The following is an 18,832-nucleotide window of genomic DNA, read 5'->3' as shown; positions in this document are numbered from 1 at the left end:
ATCAGATCACTCCGTTCGATTTGAGCAGGAGCAACTCCTCGTCACCGAGCCCGAGTTCTCCGACGAAGACCTCTTCGTTGTGCTGGCCGAGCAGCGGGGAGCTGGTGACGTCCACGGGGGAGTCGGAGAGCTTGAGCGGGGAGCCGACGGTCGTGAAGGTGCCGCGCTGCGGGTGCTCCACCTCGACGACCATCTCGTTGGCGACGAGCGAGGCGTCCTCGATGATCTCCTTGGTGGAGAGGATCGGGCCGCACGGGATGTTGTGGGTGTTGAGCTTCTCCAGCACCTCCCACTTGGGGAGCGTCGAGGACCACTCCTCGATCAGCTGGAACATCTTGCCGAGCTTGGGAAGGCGCGCCTCCGGGGTCGCCCACTCGGGATCGCCGGCCAGCTCGGGCCGGCCGATCAGCTCGCTCAGCGGCTGCCAGCCCACGGGCTGCACGATCACGTACACGTAGTCGTTGGGCCCGCCGGGCGCGCACTTCACCGCCCAGCCGGGCTGGCCACCGCCCGAGGCGTTCCCGGAGCGCGGCACCTCGTCACCGAAGTCCTCGTTCGGGTACTCGGCGAGCGGGCCGTGCGCGAGGCGCTGCTGGTCGCGCAGCTTGACGCGGCACAGGTTGAGCACCGCGTGCTGCATGGCCACGTTGACGCGCTGGCCGCGCCCGGTGCTCTCCCGCTGGAGCAGGGCGGCCAGGATGCCGGCCACCGCGTGGATCCCGGTGCCGGAGTCGCCGATCTGCGCGCCGGTGGCGAGGGGCGGCCCGTCCGCGAAGCCGGTGGTCGACATCGACCCGCCCATCGCCTGGGCCACGACCTCGTACGCCTTGAAGTTGGTGTACGGGCCGTCGCCGAAGCCCTTGATGGAGGCGTACACGATCCGCGGGTTGATCTCCTGGATGCGGTCCCAGGTGAACCCCATGCGGTCGACGGCGCCGGGCCCGAAGTTCTCGACCAGCACGTCGGAGCGGCGGATGAGCGCGGTCAGCAGCTCCTTGCCGCGCTCGGTCTTGGTATTGAGGGTGATGCTCCGCTTGTTGCAGTTGAGCATCGTGAAGTAGAGGGAGTCGACGTCCGGGAGGTCGCGCAGCTGCTTGCGTGTGATGTCGCCCGACGGCGCCTCCAGTTTGACGACGTCCGCACCGAGCCACGCGAGGAGCTGGGTGGCGGAGGGCCCCGACTGGACGTGGGTCATGTCGAGGACGCGTATGCCTTCGAGAGCCTTGGTCACGAGGGACTCACCTCACTACTTGTACATGGTCTGGTTCATGGTTCCGGGGGCGTACGCGTCCGGATCGACCCATACGTTGATCAGCGACGGCTTGCCGGACTCGCGCGCGCGGCGCAGCGCCGGACCGATGTCGGCGGGGTCGCGGACCTCTTCGCCGTAGCCGCCGAGCATCTGGGCGAACTTGTCGTAGTGCACATCGCCGAGGGTGTTGCCGACGCGTTCGCGCGCCTCGCCGTACTTGGCTTTCTGGCCGTACCGGATCTGGTTCATCGAGGAGTTGTTGCCGACGATCCCGACGAAGGGCAGGTCGTAGCGGACGAGCGTCTCGAAGTCCCAGCCGGTCAGGGAGAACGCGCCGTCTCCGAAGAGGGCGACGACCTCCTTGTCGGGCCGCGCCTTCTTGGCGGCGAGGACGAAGGGGATGCCGACGCCGAGGGTGCCGAGCGGGCCCGGGTCCATCCAGTGGCCGGGCGACTTGGGCTGCACGACCTGCCCGGAGAAGGTGACGATGTCACCGCCGTCGCCGATGTAGATCGAGTCCTCGGTGAGGAAGTCGTTGATCTCGCTGACGAGGCGGTACGGGTGGATGGGGGAGGCGTCGGAGCGCAGGTTCGGCAGCCGTTTCTCGATCGCCGTCTGCTCGGCGGCCCGCAGCTCGTCGAGCCACTCCTTGCGCCTGGCCGCGCCGCCGTTGATCCGCCCGGAGGCGGCCTCGGTCACGGACTTCAGGACGAGCCCCGCGTCGCCGACGATGCCGAGGTCGATGTCGCGGTTCTTGCCGACGGTGCGGTAGTCGAGGTCGATCTGCACGACGGTCGCGTCCGGGGAGAGCCGTTTCCCGTAGCCCATGCGGAAGTCAAAGGGGGTGCCGACGATGACGATGAGGTCGGCGTTGGAGAAGGCGTAGCGGCGCGACAGCTGGAAGTGGTGCGGGTCGCCCGGCGGCAGGGTGCCGCGGCCCGCGCCGTTCATATAGGCGGGCACGTTCAGGGTGCGGACCAGGTCGATGGCGGCCGTGGTGCCGCGCGTCGTCCACACCTGGCTGCCGAGCAGGATCGCCGGCTTCTCGGCGTGCACCAGGAGGTCGGCGAGTTTCTCGACGGCGTCCGGGTCACCGGCGGACCTGGTGGAGGCCCGGTATCGGCCGGCGCTCGGCACTCGTGCCTTCTCCACCGGCACCTTGGCGTCGAGCACGTCGCGCGGGATCTCCAGGAAGGAGGGGCCGGGCGCCCCGTGGTAGCACTCGCGGAACGCCATGGACACCATGTCGGCCGCCCGCGCGGTGTCCGGCACGGTCGCGGCGAACTTGGTGATCGGCGTCATCATGTCCACGTGCGGCAGGTCCTGGAGGGAGCCCATCTTGTGCTGGGTGTGGGCTCCTTGGCCGCCGATGAGCAGCATCGGTGACTCGGCGCGGAAGGCGTTGGCGACGCCGGTGACGGCGTCGGTGGTGCCGGGCCCGGCCGTCACGACGGCGCAGCCGGGCTTGCCGGTGATGCGCGCGTAGCCGTCGGCGGCGTGCGCGGCGACCTGTTCGTGGCGCACGTCGACGACTTCGATGCCCTCGTCGACGCAGCCGTCGTAGATGTCGATGATGTGGCCGCCGCACAGGGTGTAGATGACCTCCACCCCCTCGGCTTTGAGCGCCTTGGCGACCAGATGCCCGCCGGAGATCAGTTCCTGGCGGTTGTCCGCATCGGACTGGGGCATGGCGAAGTCCCGTCCCTTCGTAGGGGAGTGAAAGAGAGCAGGTCGAAGGCGTGGCAGCCACGGCTCCGGCATGGTTCTCACGCGTCGCTCGTACATTGCATACAGTCGACGAATACTGTATGAACCTTGTTATCCCGCATCCGATGGGTGGTGTCCAGGGGGCGTGCGGCACTTTCGAGTCAGGAGCCGAAATGGACCTGTACGAGCACCAGGCAAGGGAACTCTTCGCGGAACACGGCATCGTGGTACCGCAGGCCGAGGTCACCGACTCCGCCGGACAGGCGCGTGACATCGCCCGCAGGCTTGGCGGGCCGGTCGTCGTCAAGGCACAGGTCAAGACCGGCGGCCGCGGCAAGGCGGGCGGCGTCAGGTTCGCCGCGGACCCGGCCGCCGCCGAGGCCACGGCGCGGCAGATGCTCGGCATGGACATCAAGGGCCACACCGCGCACACGGTGATGCTGGCCCGGCCTGTGGACATAGCCGCCGAGTACTACGTCTCGTACGTCCTCGACCGTGCGGCCGGCGCCTTCCTCGCCATCGCCTCCGCCGAGGGCGGCACGGAGATCGAGGAGGTCGCCGCGGCCCGCCCCGAAGCCGTCGCCCGCGTCCTGATCGACCCGGCGGAGGGCGTCACCACCGCCAAGGCCGCACAGATCGCCGAGGCGGCCGGGCTTCCCCCGCAGGCCGTCGACGTCCTCGTCCGGCTGTGGGGCGTACTCACCCGTGAGGACGCCGTCCTCGTCGAGGTGAACCCGCTCGTGCGCACCGCACAGGGGCAGATCGTCGCGCTCGACGGCAAGGTCACCCTCGACGACAACGCCCGCTTCCGGCGCGAGCGTTGGGGCATCCAGGAGGTCACGCACGACGACCCGTGGGAGGCCGAGGCAGCCGCCAAGGGCCTCAACTACGTGCGGCTGGACGGCGAGGTCGGCGTCATCGGCAACGGCGCGGGCCTCGTCATGGCCACCCTCGACGCCGTCGCCGGCTGCGGCGCCCGCCCCGCCGACTTCCTCGACATCGGCGGCGGGGCCTCCGCGCGGACCATGGCCGACGGACTGAACGTCATCCTCTCCGACCCCGCCGTGAAGTCCGTCCTCGTCAACGTCTTCGGCGGCATCACCGCCTGCGACGCCGTCGCCGACGGCATCGTGCGGGCCCTCGACAGCGTCCGGCTGACCAAGCCGCTCGTCGTCCGGCTCGACGGCAACAACGCCGCCCGGGGGCGCGCCATCCTGGACGGCCGCGCGCACCGGCTGATCCAGCAGGCCGCCACCATGGACGGCGCCGCACGGCAGGCCGCCGACCTCGCCCTCGCCGCCAACGCCCGCTGAGGAGTCCGGACATGGCCATCTACCTCACCAAGGAGAGCAAGGTCCTCGTCCAGGGCATGACCGGCGCCGAGGGCATGAAGCACACCCGCCGCATGATCGCCGCCGGCACGAACGTGGTCGGCGGCGTCAACCCCCGCAAGGCCGGCCGCACCGTCGACTTCGACGACCGGGCCGTCCCCGTCTTCGGCAGCATGGGGGAGGGTGTCGAGGCCACCGGCGCCGACGCCACCGTCGTCTTCGTGCCGCCCGCCTTCGCCAAGGCCGCCGTCCTCGAAGCCGCCGACGCGGGCATCGCGCTCGCCGTCGTCATCACCGAGGGCATCCCGGTGCACGACGCCGTGGCCTTCCACGCGTACGCCCGCCGCCAAGGCACCCGCGTCATCGGCCCCAACTGCCCCGGCCTCATCACCCCCGGCCACGCCAACGCCGGCATCATCCCCGCCGACATCGCCAAGCCCGGCCGTGTCGGACTCGTCTCCAAGTCGGGCACGCTCACCTACCAACTCATGTACGAGCTACGGGACATCGGCTTCTCCACCTGCGTCGGCATCGGCGGCGACCCCGTCATCGGCACCACCCACATCGACTGCCTCGCCGCCTTCGAGGACGACCCGGACACCGAACTCGTCGTCCTCATCGGAGAGATCGGCGGTGACGCCGAGGAACGGGCCGCCGCGTACATCCGGGACCACGTCAACAAACCGGTCGTCGCCTACATCGCCGGGTTCACCGCGCCCGAGGGCAGGACCATGGGCCACGCGGGCGCCATCGTCTCCGGTTCGTCCGGAACCGCGCGGGCCAAGAAGGAGGCGCTGGAGGCGGCCGGGGTGCGCGTCGGGTCCACGCCGACAGAAGCGGCCCGCCTCGTCCTGGACCGGATCGCGGCCACGCGCGGAGGCGTAGTGACGCGTCTCATACCCGCCGACCCGGCTGTTCCATAAGGTTCTTGGCGTACGGGAGGTGCCCGCCGGGCACCTCCCGTCCAGTACGAGAAGCCACGACCCGCGACCAGCGCCGAGTGCTCAGCGATCAACGCTCAGCGCGAAGAGTCAGCAACTGGAACAGCTCTCAGCACGAACAGCCATGACACCCGCCCCGCCCCGACTGTGCACCGTGAGCGGAGATCAGAGAAATGGCAACCACCCTCACCACCGTCCCCACCACCCTCAAGGCAGGTACCGCCTGGGACGACGCCTGGCGGCGCTGCCTCACTGTCGCCCCCGAGGCGTTCCGCGACGACCGCGTCCTCAACCTCTGGAACGGCGGCTGGCACGCCGACGGCCGCGCCCTGCCCGCGACCAGCCCCGTCGACGGCAGCCCCATCGCCGGCCCGCCCCGCCTCGACGCGACCACCGCCCACCAGGCCGTACGCGCCTCGCTCGACCAGCACCGCGTCTGGCGGCACATCCCCCTCGCCGAACGGCGCGCCCGCGTCGCCGCCACCCTCGACGCGCTCACCCACCACCGCGAGCTGCTCGCCCTGCTCCTCGTCTGGGAGATCGGCAAGCCGTGGCGGCTGGCCCAGGCCGACGTGGACCGGGCCATCGACGGAGTGCGCTGGTACGTCGACGGCATCGACTCCATGCTCGGCGAACGCACGCCGCTGCCCGGGCCGGTGTCGAACATCGCCAGCTGGAACTACCCGATGAGCGTGCTCGTTCACGCAATGCTGGTCCAGGCACTGGCAGGGAACGCGGTCATCGCCAAGGCCCCGACCGACGGCGGCGTCTCCTGCCTCACCCTGGCCTGCGCCCTCGCCGCCCGCGAGGGCATCCCCGTCACCCTCGTCAGCGGCAGCGGCGGGCAGCTCTCCCAGGCGCTGGTGCGGGCGCCCGAGATCGGCTGCGTGTCCTTCGTCGGCGGCCGCGACACCGGCGCCTCCGTCGCCACGGACGTCGCCGACCTCGGCAAGCGGCACATCCTCGAACAGGAAGGTCTCAACACCTGGGGCATCTGGAACTTCACCGACTGGGACAGGCTGACCGCGACCCTCCCCAAGCTCTTCGACTACGGGAAGCAGCGCTGCACCGCCTACCCGCGCTTCGTCGTGCAGCGCGACGCCTTCGACGCCTTCCTCGCCGCCTACCTGCCGGCCGTACGCACCCTGCGCGTCGGTCACCCCCTGGCCGTGGCGGACCCGGCGGACCCCCACCCCGAGCTGGACTTCGGCCCGCTCATCAATGCGGCGAAGGCCAAGGAACTGACCGACCAGGTCACCGAGGCGATCGACCGCGGCGCCGTCCCCCTGTACCGCTCCACGCCCGACCCCGGCCGCTTCCTCCCGGGCCAGGACATCAGCGCGTACGTGCACCCGGTCACCCTGCTCGCCCCACCCCCGTCGTCACCGCTGCACCACGCCGAACCCTTCGGCCCGGTCGACACGATCGTCCTGGTCGACACCGAGGCGGAGCTGCTCGCCGCGATGAACGCCTCGAACGGCGCCCTGGTGGCCACCCTCTCCACCGACGACGAGGCGACGTACGCGCGTCTCGCCCCGCAGATCCGCGCCTTCAAGGTCGGCCACGGCACCCCGCGCTCGCGCGGTGACCGGGACGAGTTGTTCGGCGGGTTCGGAGCCTCCTGGCGGGGAGCGTTCGTCGGCGGCGAACTGTTGATCAGGGCGGTCACCGAGGGGCCGACCGGGGAGCGGCTGCCCGGGAACTTCCCGGAGTACCACCTGATGCCGTGACCCCGGCGGCGTGACCGGCCCGTCACTCCTGGTGAGACTGTAAACCCCCAGGTCAGACCGGCGGGGCGAGGGCCGGATATGCAGGTGAGAGCCACTCCGAAACCTTGGTATTGTTGTCCATGTCGCCGCGGGGAACACCCCGCGAACGACAGACACCTTGTCCGGGTGGCGGAATGGCAGACGCGCTAGCTTGAGGTGCTAGTGCCCTTTATCGGGCGTGGGGGTTCAAGTCCCCCCTCGGACACCACAGAGAACCACAGAAATCCCCAGGTCATCGATGACCTGGGGATTTTGTGCTGTGCCCTCACCCACGTCGCAGCCGGGGCGCAGAAGGTTGCTGGGCGGCCCCGGTCAAGCCGGGCGCAGCGCGTCGATCGCCAGGTGCAGCAACCGTCCTGTCCGCTCGGGGCAGTTGCTCGCCGTGGTGGACAGGAAGACCCCGAGGAGCATCATCGTGACCTCCTCCGCCTCCACGTCCGCGCGCAGGGTGCCGGCCTCGGCCCCGGCGTCGAGGATCATCGCGATGGCGGCGGTGATCCGTTCGCGGGTGGCCGGGGTCGCGATGGCGCCGGAGGCCCAGCCCGCCCGCAGCGTGTCGGACATTCCGCGCTTGGTGGCGAGGAACGCGGCGTAGCGGTCCACCCAGGCGCGCAGCGCCGGCTCGGGCGGCAGGTCCTGGAGGAGCGCCGGTGCGCTGGTGACGACGGCGTCCAGTTCGGCGGCGTAGAGGGCTTCGACGAGGGCTTCGCGGGTGGGGAAGTGGCGGTAGAGCGTGCCGATCCCGACACCGGCCTCGCGGGCGACGGCCTCCAGCGGGGCGGTCCCGTCCGTCGCGGCGAAAGCGGTGCGTGCGGCGGCGAGGAGCTTCTCCCGGTTGCGCCGGGCGTCGGCGCGGGCCGGACGCGCGGCCGCTGCCGGGGAGCGGCCGGGGCGCGCGGGCTCGGGGCGCGCCGCATGGGGACGCGCAGGATCAAGGCCCGCCGCATCGGGGCGCGCGGGATCGGGGTGCGCGAATTCTGGGCGTGCGAATTCTGGGTTCGCGGAATCGGGCGCGGTCAAAGCGGAGGCCCTCCGGTTAGTGCTACGGTCCTAGTAACGGAGTCCCTCCGTTTATCTCATCGTCTCACGAGGGCGGCACTGTCATGGCTTCCACCACCCGATCCGACCAGTTCACAGCCGTCGGGGCGGCCCGGGCCGGCGGACCCGGCACGCTCGCCGGACGCACCGTCTCCCGCGTCGGCTACGGCGCCATGCAGCTGGAGCGGCTGCGGGGCGACCGCGCCGCCGCTGTCGCGCTGCTGCGCCGCGCCGTCGAACTCGGCGTCGATCACGTCGACACCGCCCAGTTCTACGGGAACGGCTTCGTCAACGAGGTCATCGCCGAGGCGCTGCGCCCCGAGGACGACGTCATCGTCGTCAGCAAGGTCGGCGCCGAACCCGACCCCGACGGTCCGATCCCGCTCCGTCTCGCCCAGCGGCCCGAGCAGCTGCGGGCCGGTGTCGAGGAGAACCTCAAGAGCCTGGGCCTCGAACAGATCCCCCTCGTCAACCTGCGCCGCGCCGACACCGGCCCCGGGCTGCGCCCCGAGGGTGACCAGGTCGTCGACATGGACGACCAGCTCGCCGTCATGACCGCTCTGCGCGACGAGGGCAAGATCGGTGCGATCGGCCTCAGCAGCGTCACCCCGGACCAGCTCCGCAGGGGCCTTCCGGCGGGTATCGCCTGCGTCCAGAACGCCTACAGCCTCGTGGCGCGCGACGACGAGGACATGCTGCGGATCTGCCTCGACCAGGACATCGCCTGGGTGCCGTACTTCCCGCTCGGCAGCGCCTTCGCCGGCCTGCCGAAGGTCACCGACGAGGCCGCCGTCGTCGCCGCGGCGCGGGCGCTGGGCGTCGCCCCGGCCCAGGTCGGGCTGGCCTGGCTGCTCCACCACGCCCCGAACGTGCTCCTCATCCCCGGCACCGCCGACCCGGAGCACCTGCGGGCCAACGTGGACGCGGGGGCGATCACGCTCGACGAGGCCACGCTCACCGCACTCGACGCCGTCCCGACGCGCGCCGGGGACATCGAACTCGGCTAGGGCGTGTTGCGAAAGTCCCGCCTGACCCGCGACGCCACACACGCGCGCTCCCAGACGCCACACACGCGCGCTCCCAATGGAGCGCCGTCAGGTCTACGGCACTCGCGCCGTCCACTCCGGCGTGCCGAACTTCGTGCGGACGAGTTCCTCAGCGCGGGCCCTCTCCGCCTCGGTCACCCGGCCGTCGCTGAGCCCGTACCGGCCGCGGAACGAGTCGATCATGCGGTCGATGACCTTCTCGCGGGGCAACCCGGTCTGCCGGCGCAGGGGGTCGACGCGCTTCTTCGCGCTCTTGGTTCCCTTGTCGGAGAGCTTCTCGCGGCCGATGCGCAGCACCTCGACCATCTTGTCGGCGTCGATGTCGTAGGACATGGTCACGTGGTGGAGCACGGCGCCGGTGCCCGCCACGATCCGCTTCTGGGCGGCGCCCGCGACCTTCCCGACGTCCGTGGCGATGTCGTTGAGCGGCTGGTACCAGGCCTTGATGCCCATGTCGGCCAGCGCGCCGAGCACCCAGTCGTCGAGGTAGGCGTACGAGTCCTGGAAGGAGAGGCCCGAGACCAGGGACTCGGGGACGGCCAGGGAGTAGGTGATCGTCGACTTCGGCTCGGCGAACATCGCGCCGCCGCCGGAGATCCGCCGCACCACGGTGGCCCCGTGCCGGGCCACGCCCTCGGGGTCGACCTCGTTGCGCAGCGACTGGAAGCTGCCGATGATCACGGCCGGGCGGTCCCACTCCCACACCCGCAGCGTCGGCGGGCGGTGCCCGAGGGCGACCTCCTCCGTGATCACCTCGTCGAGCGCCATGTGCAGCACGGGGGACTGCGGGGCGTCGTGGATGAGCTGCCAGTCGTAGTCGCGCCAGTCGGTGGCCTGGGAGAGCGCGCGCCGCACGGCCGTCGCGACCCCGTCGGTGGTCAGGCCGAGCATGGTGGTGCCGGGCGGGAGCGCCGCCTCGACGCGGGCGGCGAGCGTCGCCTGGTCCGCGTCGGCCGGGGCGCCTTCGAGCGCGGCGTCGATCGCCGGGAGCGCGTCGTCCGGTTCCAGGAAGAAGTCACCGGCCACCCGGACGTCGCGCAGCACGCCGTCCTCCACGCCGACATCGACGACGACCAGCTTGCCGCCGGGGATCTTGTACTCGCCGTGCACCGTGTGCCGCCTTCCGTCGCGGATGTCCGGAATCCGCGAATGTTCCTCATGCCGTCAACGCTATCCGCAAGCGGGACATTCCGGTTCGCGCCGACGCTCCGCCCGGTGCCGTCCGCGGCCCCCGTCCTCCCTTGACACTTCGTCAGTTCTCCCGCATCGTCCCCCAGCACCCTGCGGAGGAGCGATGCGATGGACCTCGACGTGCTGTACGAGATCGACGTACCGAAGCCCTGGAGCGGCGCCCATCCGCACGGCCAGCGCGCCGCGGAACAGCGGGCCTACCGGGAGGCCGTCGAGCAGATCCGGCTCGCGGACCGGATGGGCTTTCGCACCGTGTGGGCGGTCGAGCACCACTTCAGGGAAGGGCGCTCGCACTGCCCCGCGCCCGAGGTGCTGCTCGGGCACATGGCCGCGCTGACCGAGCGGATCCGGCTCGGCTTCGGGGTGACGCTGACGCCCTTCGGGTTCACGCCGCCGCAGCGTATCGCCGAGAAGGTCGCGGCCGTGGACGTCCTGTCGGACGGGCGGGTGGAGTGGGGCACCGGCCGCTCCACGCCCATGGAGCAGGCGGCGTTCGGTGTCGACCGGGAGCGGTCGCGGGCCGACTGGCGCGAGGCCGTCGAGATCGTCACCGGGATGTGGCGCGAGGAGTACTTCAGCTACGAGTCCGAGCGGTTCCGCTTCCCGCGCCGCATGGTCACCCCGAAACCCGTACAGGACCCGCACCCGCCGTGCTGGATGGCCGCCACCTCGCCCGGCTCGGCGGAGGTCGCGGGCGCCGCCGGGCTCGGCCTGCTCTCGTTCTCGATCATGCAGCCGCTGGCGGCGATGGGCCGCCAGATCGCCGCGTACCGGGAGGCGGCCCGTGCCCCGCGCCCGCTCACGGACGTGACGACGGACCGGGTCGCCGCCTACACCCTCGTGCACGCCGCCGACCGGCCCTCGCCCCGCGTCTGGTCCTCCGTGGCCTGGTGGTACCGCAACCTCGCGCAGTTCACCCTCGACTGGGAGCTGCCGCACCTGAGCGCCGACGAGCGCGAGAGCACCTTCCCGCTGCTCACCCCGATCATCGAGGGGCACGTGCCCGTCGAGGAGTTCGACGCCGGCGACATGATCCTCATCGGCGACGCCGAGACCATCGTCCGCAAGGCCAAGCGGTACGCGGACCTCGGCGTCGACCAGCTGATCTGCTACGTCCAGTGGGGCTATCTGGAACACCGCGAGATCCTGCGCACCATCGAGGTGCTCGGCAAGGAAGTCATCCCCGAACTCGCCGCGTACGTACCGAAGCCGGCGACGGCGTCATGACCCCGTCCGAGCCGCCCGACGTGACCCCCGTGCCCGACTACGCGGCCCTGCACCGTCTCGACGGCCGCCGCGTTGTGCTCCTCGGCGCGGGCAACGGCATCGGCCGCCAGAGCGCCCACGCGCTCACCGCGTCCGGCGCGCGCGTGCTCTGCGTCGACCGCGACAAGGAGCGCGCCGAGGCGGTCGCCGCGCAGACCGGCGGCGCCCCGTACGTCGCCGACGTCACGAGCCGGGCGGACATGCGGGAGCTGTTCGCCCACGCCCGGGCGGCGGGACCCGTGCACGGCGTCGTCGACATCGTCGGGATGGCCCGCTACGCCGCGCTCGACGAACTCGACGACGACGCCTGGGAGTGGCACTTCTCGATGGTGCTGCGCCACGCGTGGCTCGCCGTGCAGTACGGCGGCGCCGCCGTCGCGGAGGCGGGCGGCGGCCCGCTGGTCTTCGTCGCGTCCGTGTCGGGTCTGACCGCGGCGCCCCTGCACGGCGCGTACGGGGCGGCCAAGGCGGGGCTGATGTCGCTGGTGCGCACGGCCGCCGTCGAGTTCGGGCCGCGCGGGGTGCGGGTCAACGCGGTCGCGCCCGGAGTGGTGTGGACGCCGCGGGTCGCGGGCCTGCTGGGGGAGGAGGGCCGGGCGCGGAACGCCGCGAACGCGCCGCTCGGCCGGGTCGCCGAACCCGCCGACATCGCCGCCGCCCTGCTCTTCCTCGCCTCGCCGCTCTCCTCGTACGTGACCGGGCAGACGCTCGTCGTGGACGGCGCCGCCGGGGTGAAGTTCCCCTACCCGACGCTCGGCGGCGCCCGATGAGGGAGTACGTGCGCGGCGCCGCCTGGTGGGCGCCGGACGGCCGCCCCGTGCGCGCCGACCCGGCCGGCCGGGACAGGCTGCCCGCGGACACCTGGGAACGGGCGTTGATGCCGGCCGGGGTGCGTCTGGAGTTCAGGGCGCGCGGCGTCACCGCCGTCCAGGTCGCCTACGAGGGTCAACAGCCGGCGGAGGCCGACGCCCACCGCGGGATGCCGGCGGCGTTCACCGTGATCGGCGGCGTGGACGTGCCCGCCGCCGTCGGCGCCCATGTGGTGCGGCTTCCGCTGCCCCGCCCTGACGGCACGTACACCGTGCAACTCCCGGAAATCATCCGCCCGTTGCTCCGCGAGGTGCGGGCTCTCGGCGGCGGCACGATCGAACCGGCGCCGCCCCGCCCCCGGTGGCTCGTGTACGGCGACTCCCTCGTGGAGGGCTGGGCCGCGACCCGCCCGCACTTCGCCTGGCCCTCCGTCGCGGGACGGGCGCTCGGCGTCGAGGACGTGAACCTCGGGTACGCGGGCGCGGCCCGCGGCGAACTCGCCTCCGCCCGGCAACTCGCCTCCCTGGCCGCGGACCTGGTGGCCATCGCGTTCGGGACGAACTGCTGGTCGCGTACGCCGCACTCGGCGCCGGAGCTCCACGGGACGGTCCGCGCCTTCCTCGCCGCCGTCCGCGCGGGCCACCCGCATGCGCCGCTGCTCGTACTCTCCCCGGTGCTCCGCCCGGACGCCGAGACGACGCCCAACGAACTCGGCGCCAACCTGGCCGAGTTGAGGGACGCGATGGAGCAGGCGGTACGCGATGCCGTCGACAGCGGCGACAAGCGGCTCGTCCTCCTGCCGGGCGGCGATCTGCTCACCGCGGAGCACCTCGTGGACGGCGTGCACCCCGGCGACCGCGGCCATCTGCTGATCGCGCGCGCGGTGGCGGAAAACCTCAGGAGCAACGACGGCCCCGGCCACGTGATTCGGTAAGGGCCTTGACTAATACCTGTTCGAAGTCGAAGGATCCGTTACCGCAGACCAGTTGCTTTCTGGTGAATCCTGTTTGCTTCGAGGGGACCCGTCCATGCCTGTCACCCGCAGAACCGTGCTGGCCGCGGGCGCGGCCGCCCCCGCCGCCGGGGCCCTCGCCGCACCCGCGGCGCGCGCCGCCGAGCGCACCGCGACGGTCGGGCGCCGCACCGTCGAACTCACCGACGGCTGGCGCTTCGCGCTGGTCGACCCCGGCGGGATCACCGACCCGACGGGGGCCTACGCCGACGCCGGACAGCCCGGCTTCGACGACACGGACTGGCGCACGGTCGCGGTCCCGCACGACTGGAGCATCGAGCAGACCCCCACCACCGAACACCGCACGACGAGCGGCACCGGGTTCCTGCCGGGCGGACTCGGCTGGTACCGCAAGAGGTTCACCGTGCCGCGCGACTACGCGGGCAAGCGGATCTCCGTCGAGTTCGACGGCGTCTACATGGACGCGAACGTCTACGTCAACGGCGAGCTCGTCGGCAACCACCCCTACGGCTACACCGGCTTCGCCTACGACATCACCGACCTCGTGCACACCGACGGCCGCACCCCGGACGTCCTCGCCGTCGAGGTCCGCAACCAGCTGCCCAGCAGCCGCTGGTACTCCGGCAGCGGCATCTACCGTCACGCCCGTCTGGTGGTCACCGAGCCGGTGCACGTCGAGCGCTGGGGCACGTTCGTGACGACGCCCGGCCTGGCCGCCACCCTCGACAAGGGGTACGCGACCGTCGACGTGCGCACCACGGTCGTCGGCGAGGCGGGCGTCGCGCGGGACGTCACCGTCGTCTCCACCGTCCGCGACCCCAAGGGGCGCCGCGTCGCACGCGCCGAGACCGTGATCGAGGCGGTCGCGGGCGACCCGGGCACGTCCCACGACCGGCTCACCGTCAAGAGCCCGCAGCTGTGGTCCATCGACACCCCGGAGCACCGGTACACGCTCGTCACCGACCTGCGCGTGGGCGGCCGCACCGTCGACACGTACCGCACCCGCTTCGGCATCCGGCACGCCACCTTCGACCCCGAGCGGGGCCTCTCCCTCAACGGCGTCCACACGAAGATCAAGGGCGTCGACCTCCACCACGACCTCGGGGCGCTCGGCGCCGCGGTCCAGCCCGACGCCGTACGACGCCAGTTGCGGATCATGAAGGACATGGGCGTCAACGCCCTGCGCACCTCCCACAACCCGCCCGCGCCCGAGGTGATCGAGGCCTGCGAGGAGCTGGGCGTCATCATGCTCGTCGAGGCCTTCGACTGCTGGCGCACGGGGAAGAACACCTACGACTACGGGCGGTTCTTCGACGAGCACAGCGACGCCGACCTCGCCGAGATGGTGCGCGCGGCCCGTAATTCGCCCGCCGTGCTGATGTGGTCGATCGGCAACGAGATCCCCGACTCCACCCGCACCGAGGGCGTCGCCATCGCGCGGCGCCTCGTCGCCTGCGTCAAGGCCCTGGACACGACGCGGCCGGTCGTCATCGGCTCCGACAAGTACCGGTCGCTGCCTGCCGCCGGGTCGCCCGCCGACCTGATCCTGGCCGAGCTCGACGGCCTCGGCCTCAACTACAACACGGCCGCCTCCGTCGACGCGCTGCACGCCCGCTACCCGCACCTGTTCCTCTTCGAGTCCGAGTCGTCGTCGCAGACGTCGAGCCGGTCCACGTACCAGGAACCGCAGCACCTCAACACGGGCGAGAACCACACCCCGGGCCGCCGCGCCACCTCCAGCTACGACAACAACCTCGCCTCCTGGACGATGAGCGGCGAGTACGGCCTGAAGAAGGACCGCGACCGGCGGTACTTCGCGGGCGAGTTCCTGTGGTCCGGCATCGACTACATCGGCGAGCCGACCCCGTACGACGTGTTCCCGGTGAAGGCGTCGTTCTTCGGCGCGGTCGACACCGCCGGGTTCCCGAAGGACATGTACCACCTCTTCCGCAGCCAGTGGTCCGCCGAGCCGATGGTGCATCTGCTGCCGATGGACTGGACGACGTACGAGGCCGGGGAGGAGGTGGAGGTGTGGGCGTACGCGAACGTCGCCGACGTCGAACTGTTCCTCGACGGCCGTTCCCTGGGCGTGCGGTCCTTCGACGCGAAGAAGACCGTCGACGGCCGGGCCTACCTGGAGACCACGGAGGCGACCGGTGACGACAAGACCGTCACCACCGGCGCCTACCCGGGCAGTTACACCAGCCCCAACGGCAGCGCGGGCAAGCTGCACCTGACGTGGAAGGTGCCGTTCGCGCCCGGCGAGCTGAAGGCGGTGGCGCGGCGGAACGGGCGGATCGTGGCCACGGACGTCCTGCGCACGGCCGGGAAGGCGCACGCCGTACGGCTGACGGCCGACCGCAAGTCCCTCGCGGCGGACGGGCGTTCCCTGGTCTTCGTGACGGCCGAGGTCGTCGACAAGCGTGGCGTGGTCGTGCCCGACGCCGAGCACCTCATCGAATTCGCCGTCGAGGGCGGGCACTTGGCGGGGCTCGACAACGGCCGGCAGGAGAGCGCCGAGCGCTACCGGGCCAGTACGCGCACCGCCTTCCACGGACTCGCCCTCGCGATGGTCCGCTCGGGGACCAGGCCCGGCGCGCTCACCGTGACCGCGCGGGCGGACGGGCTGCGCGCCGGGAAGACATCCGTGCGGATCACCGGGCCGGCCGGCGCGCCCGTCACGCCTGCCGCCCCCTTCACTCCGGACCCGGGGCCCGACGTCACGTACCCGCGTGCGGACGCCAGTTACTCGGGCGCCGTGCACACGCTGCCCGCCGCGATGCTCGACGGGGATCCGGCCACCCAGTGGTCCAACGCCTTCCAGAAGGCGGCCACCGCCCTGCTGCCCGCCTTCGACGGGGCCCGGCCGCGGGACTGGGTGTCGGTCGAGTGGGAGGAGGAGCGGACGATCGGCCGGGTCGAAGTCTCCTTCACCGTCGACGCCCGGCACGCGCTGCCCGAGACGGTCGCCGTGTCGGCGTGGGACGGCAAGCGGTACGTTCCCGTGCCCGACGCGGACATCGACCGGTCCGCGGTCTCCGGTGAGCCGACCGTCGTCACCTTCGACGCGGTCCGCACCCGCCGTCTCCGCCTCGACCTCGTCAGCGCGCGACCGGGTACACCGCAGGGCGCGTTCGGCATCAGCGCGCTGGACGTGGCCCCGTCATGACCCCGGGGGCGGGCGAGGGCCTGTGGCACGAGCCCGCCTACCTCGCGGTCCGCGCCGCGCTGTCGGATACCTGACGCGAGGTCGGCAACCTTTGGGGGGTCGTACGGCGACTGCACATCAGCCCGTGTCCTCCGGCGCGGGCGCCCCCCACCCGTAACGGAGTGCAGCCGAAGATGAGCGACACCCGCAGCAGGGCCCGGCACCGCAAGCGCAAGACCGTCCTCGGAGCGGGGGCGCCGCTCGCGGTGGCCGCCGCCCTCGTCCTCGCCCACGGAAGCGGCGTCCTCGGCGCGGGCGGCGGTGGGCGGGCCTCGGCCGCCGCCGCCCCCACCGCCGCCGCGGCAGCCTGGGCCGACGACGTGGCCGACGGCTTCGCGTCCGTCGACGCCCAGGGACAGAAGGGCACGTACGGCGGGCGCGACGGCCGGACCGTGACCGTGAAGACCCTCGCCGACCTGGAGAAGTACGCGACCGCGAGCGAGCCGTACGTCATCGTCGTCGCGGCCGCCATCACCATGAACCCCGTCGGCAAGGAGATCAAGGTCGCCTCCGACAAGACGATCGTGGGCTCCGGCACCTCGGGACACATCGTCGGCGGCGGCTTCTTCCTCGGCACCGGCGTGCACAACGTGATCATCCGCAACCTGACGATCCGCGACACGTACCAGGGCACCTGGAACGACAAGGACCACGACTTCGACGCCATCCAGATGGACGGCGCGCACCACGTCTGGATCGACCACAACGACCTGCGGCACATGGCCGACGGCCTCATCGACGTGCGCAAGGACAGCACGGACGTGACCGTCTCCTGGAACAAGCTCAGCAACGACAACAAGGCCTTCGGCATCGGCTGGACCGACAACCTCGTCACCGACATCACGATCCACCACAACTGGATCCGCGAGACCGAGCAGCGCAACCCGTCCACCGACAACTGCGCCCACGCGCACCTCTACAACAACTACCTCCAGGACGACCCGGACACCGCCATCACCTCCTCGTACGGCAACTACTCCCGGGGCCGGACCAGGATGGTCCTGGAGAACAGCTACTTCCAGGGGGTGAAGAACCCCGTCACCAAGGACGCCACCGCCACCGTCGAGCAGCGCGGCAGCGTCTTCTCGGGGACCAGCGGCAGGAACGAGAGCGGCGGCACGGCCTTCGATCCCAAGGACTTCTACGCCTACACGCTCGACAAGGCGGCGGCCGTACCGGCGCTGCTCAAGTCCGGTTCGGGGCCACGGAGTTCGATCGGCACCCAGGCCGCCAACCTGACCGCGGCGGCCACCACCCTCACCGTCGCCAAGGACGGCAGCGGGCAGTACAAGGCCGTGCAGGCGGCCGTCGACGCCGTGCCCACGGGCAACACCGCGCGCGTGGACATCCTCATCGCGCCGGGCACGTACCGCGAGACCGTGACCGTGCCCGCGAACAAGCCGCACGTCACCCTGCGCGGCACGGGGGCCAGCCGCAAGGACACCGTCATCGTCGAGGGGCACGCCGCCGGCTCCACCAAGCCGGACGGCTCGACGTACGGCACCTCGGGCAGCGCCACCGTGCACGTCCTCGGCGCCGACACCCAGCTGCGCAACCTCAGCGTCACCAACGACTTCGACGAGGGCGCGAACCAGTCCATCGCCGGGCAGGCCGTGGCCCTGCGCACCCACGCCGACAAGACCTTCCTCGACAGCGTCATCGTCAGCGGTGACCAGGACACCCTGCTGCTCGACGGCTCCGGCAAGCGTGTCTACATGACGAACTCCTACGTCGTCGGCAACGTCGACTTCATCTTCGGCGGCGCCACCGCGGTCATCGACAAGTCCGTGATCACGCTGAAGAAGCGGTGGAACGGCACGTCCGCCGGGTACGTCGCGGCGCCGAGCACCGCCGCCGCCGACAAGGGCATCCTCATCAACCGCACCACCATCAGCGGTGACGTCTCCGCCGGCAGCTTCTACCTCGGCCGCAACTGGCACGCGGGCGGCAACGCCGCCCTCGATCCGCAGGCCACCGTGCGGAACTCGACGCTGAGTGCCGCGATCAGGCCGACGCCCTGGACGGACATGGGCGGCTTCTCCTGGAAGGACGACCGTTTCGCCGAGTACAAGAACACCGGGGCGGGCGCCGGTTCCGCGAGCGCCGACCGGCCCCAGCTGACCGACGCGCAGGCCGCCGCCCAGGAAGTCGCGGACTGGCTCGGCGACTGGACGCCGACCGCCGGATGAGCCCGGGGACCCGGCCGGCTCTGTAGGAATCGTTGACGGGTGGGCGCCGGACGCTTAGCTTCTGGTCGGTTTACCGAGCTGCCGTCGATATATCGACCAGGAGTGAGGTCC

General features: G+C 71.5%; 13 protein-coding genes and 1 tRNA gene. 10 read left to right on the top strand and 4 right to left on the bottom strand.

Translation table 11 applies throughout. The annotated features are described in order from the left end of the window. Nucleotide 1: 1 nt before the first annotated feature. Nucleotides 2-1,231, bottom strand: coding sequence for a formyl-CoA transferase (gene frc / locus ACZ45E_RS23170; RefSeq protein WP_468223368.1), 1,230 nt, complete (start codon nucleotides 1,229-1,231; stop codon nucleotides 2-4). Between the two features lie 15 nt (nucleotides 1,232-1,246). Next, nucleotides 1,247-2,941 (bottom strand): thiamine pyrophosphate-binding protein, encoded by a 1,695-nt coding sequence (locus tag ACZ45E_RS23165; protein ID WP_468223365.1) that lies wholly within the window; start codon nucleotides 2,939-2,941, stop codon nucleotides 1,247-1,249. Nucleotides 2,942-3,132: 191 nt separating this feature from the next. Here ACZ45E_RS23165 and sucC point away from each other — a divergent pair, with 191 nt between their 5' ends. From sucC to ACZ45E_RS23145, 4 genes are all read left to right on the top strand, one after another. After that, nucleotides 3,133-4,272 carry an ADP-forming succinate--CoA ligase subunit beta gene (gene sucC, locus ACZ45E_RS23160; protein WP_468223362.1) on the top strand — a complete coding sequence of 380 codons (1,140 nt, stop codon included), beginning with the start codon at nucleotides 3,133-3,135 and terminating at the stop codon, nucleotides 4,270-4,272. Between the two features lie 11 nt (nucleotides 4,273-4,283). Further along, nucleotides 4,284-5,213 carry a succinate--CoA ligase subunit alpha gene (sucD, locus tag ACZ45E_RS23155; RefSeq protein ID WP_468223360.1) on the top strand — a complete coding sequence of 310 codons (930 nt, stop codon included), beginning with the start codon at nucleotides 4,284-4,286 and terminating at the stop codon, nucleotides 5,211-5,213. A gap of 191 nt (nucleotides 5,214-5,404) precedes the next feature. Then, a complete protein-coding gene (locus tag ACZ45E_RS23150) occupies nucleotides 5,405-6,961 on the top strand; it encodes an aldehyde dehydrogenase family protein (protein WP_468223357.1) in 1,557 nt (518 codons plus the stop codon). A gap of 159 nt (nucleotides 6,962-7,120) precedes the next feature. Next, a tRNA-Leu gene (locus tag ACZ45E_RS23145) sits at nucleotides 7,121-7,208 on the top strand. A 104-nt stretch (nucleotides 7,209-7,312) separates the two neighbouring features. Here ACZ45E_RS23145 and ACZ45E_RS23140 read toward each other — a convergent pair. Continuing rightward, the gene (locus tag ACZ45E_RS23140) at nucleotides 7,313-8,020 is read right to left on the bottom strand and encodes a TetR/AcrR family transcriptional regulator (RefSeq protein ID WP_468223355.1); all 708 of its coding nucleotides are present in this window, start codon (nucleotides 8,018-8,020) and stop codon (nucleotides 7,313-7,315) included. Between the two features lie 83 nt (nucleotides 8,021-8,103). Here ACZ45E_RS23140 and ACZ45E_RS23135 point away from each other — a divergent pair, with 83 nt between their 5' ends. Further along, a complete protein-coding gene (locus tag ACZ45E_RS23135) occupies nucleotides 8,104-9,045 on the top strand; it encodes an aldo/keto reductase (RefSeq protein WP_468223354.1) in 942 nt (313 codons plus the stop codon). Between the two features lie 93 nt (nucleotides 9,046-9,138). On the opposite strand, the gene ACZ45E_RS23130 is transcribed toward ACZ45E_RS23135, so the two are convergent. Then, nucleotides 9,139-10,194, bottom strand: coding sequence for a lipoate--protein ligase family protein (locus tag ACZ45E_RS23130; protein ID WP_468223353.1), 1,056 nt, complete (start codon nucleotides 10,192-10,194; stop codon nucleotides 9,139-9,141). A gap of 189 nt (nucleotides 10,195-10,383) precedes the next feature. On the opposite strand from ACZ45E_RS23130, the gene ACZ45E_RS23125 reads away from it, so the two are divergent. The 5 genes from ACZ45E_RS23125 (at nucleotide 10,384) to ACZ45E_RS23105 (ending at nucleotide 18,721) form a co-directional block, all read left to right on the top strand. Then, the gene (locus tag ACZ45E_RS23125) at nucleotides 10,384-11,502 is read left to right on the top strand and encodes an LLM class flavin-dependent oxidoreductase (RefSeq protein ID WP_468223351.1); all 1,119 of its coding nucleotides are present in this window, start codon (nucleotides 10,384-10,386) and stop codon (nucleotides 11,500-11,502) included. Then, on the top strand, nucleotides 11,499-12,311 hold the full coding sequence (locus ACZ45E_RS23120) for an SDR family NAD(P)-dependent oxidoreductase (protein WP_468223348.1): 813 nt from the start codon (nucleotides 11,499-11,501) through the stop codon (nucleotides 12,309-12,311). The genes ACZ45E_RS23125 and ACZ45E_RS23120 overlap by 4 nt, the downstream gene beginning before the upstream one ends. After that, a complete protein-coding gene (locus tag ACZ45E_RS23115; protein WP_468223346.1) occupies nucleotides 12,308-13,285 on the top strand; it encodes a GDSL-type esterase/lipase family protein in 978 nt (325 codons plus the stop codon). Before ACZ45E_RS23120 ends, ACZ45E_RS23115 begins: the two co-directional genes overlap by 4 nt. A 94-nt stretch (nucleotides 13,286-13,379) precedes the next feature. After that, the gene (locus ACZ45E_RS23110; protein ID WP_468223344.1) at nucleotides 13,380-16,493 is read left to right on the top strand and encodes a glycoside hydrolase family 2 TIM barrel-domain containing protein; all 3,114 of its coding nucleotides are present in this window, start codon (nucleotides 13,380-13,382) and stop codon (nucleotides 16,491-16,493) included. Nucleotides 16,494-16,666: 173 nt separating this feature from the next. Then, nucleotides 16,667-18,721, top strand: a complete 2,055-nt coding sequence (locus ACZ45E_RS23105) for a pectinesterase family protein (protein WP_468223341.1) — start codon at nucleotides 16,667-16,669, stop codon at nucleotides 18,719-18,721. Nucleotides 18,722-18,832: the final 111 nt, after the last annotated feature.

The sequence above is a fragment of the Streptomyces sp. NPDC030991 genome, assembly GCF_055571235.1.
The sequence above is the reverse complement of the archived record's forward strand: the minus strand, read 5'-3'. Positions and strand labels throughout refer to the sequence as shown.

Excerpts from the sequence above, each read along its gene's own strand:
- ACZ45E_RS23165 (WP_468223365.1), bottom strand. The coding sequence starts at position 2,941 with ATGCCCCAGTCCGATGCGGACAACCGCCAGGAACTGATCTCCGGCGGG.
- sucC (WP_468223362.1), top strand. The coding sequence starts at position 3,133 with ATGGACCTGTACGAGCACCAGGCAAGGGAACTCTTCGCGGAACACGGC.
- sucD (WP_468223360.1), top strand. The coding sequence starts at position 4,284 with ATGGCCATCTACCTCACCAAGGAGAGCAAGGTCCTCGTCCAGGGCATG.
- ACZ45E_RS23150 (WP_468223357.1), top strand. The coding sequence starts at position 5,405 with ATGGCAACCACCCTCACCACCGTCCCCACCACCCTCAAGGCAGGTACC.
- ACZ45E_RS23135 (WP_468223354.1), top strand. The coding sequence starts at position 8,104 with ATGGCTTCCACCACCCGATCCGACCAGTTCACAGCCGTCGGGGCGGCC.
- ACZ45E_RS23125 (WP_468223351.1), top strand. The coding sequence starts at position 10,384 with ATGGACCTCGACGTGCTGTACGAGATCGACGTACCGAAGCCCTGGAGC.
- ACZ45E_RS23120 (WP_468223348.1), top strand. The coding sequence starts at position 11,499 with ATGACCCCGTCCGAGCCGCCCGACGTGACCCCCGTGCCCGACTACGCG.
- ACZ45E_RS23115 (WP_468223346.1), top strand. The coding sequence starts at position 12,308 with ATGAGGGAGTACGTGCGCGGCGCCGCCTGGTGGGCGCCGGACGGCCGC.
- ACZ45E_RS23110 (WP_468223344.1), top strand. The coding sequence starts at position 13,380 with ATGCCTGTCACCCGCAGAACCGTGCTGGCCGCGGGCGCGGCCGCCCCC.
- ACZ45E_RS23105 (WP_468223341.1), top strand. The coding sequence starts at position 16,667 with ATGAGCGACACCCGCAGCAGGGCCCGGCACCGCAAGCGCAAGACCGTC.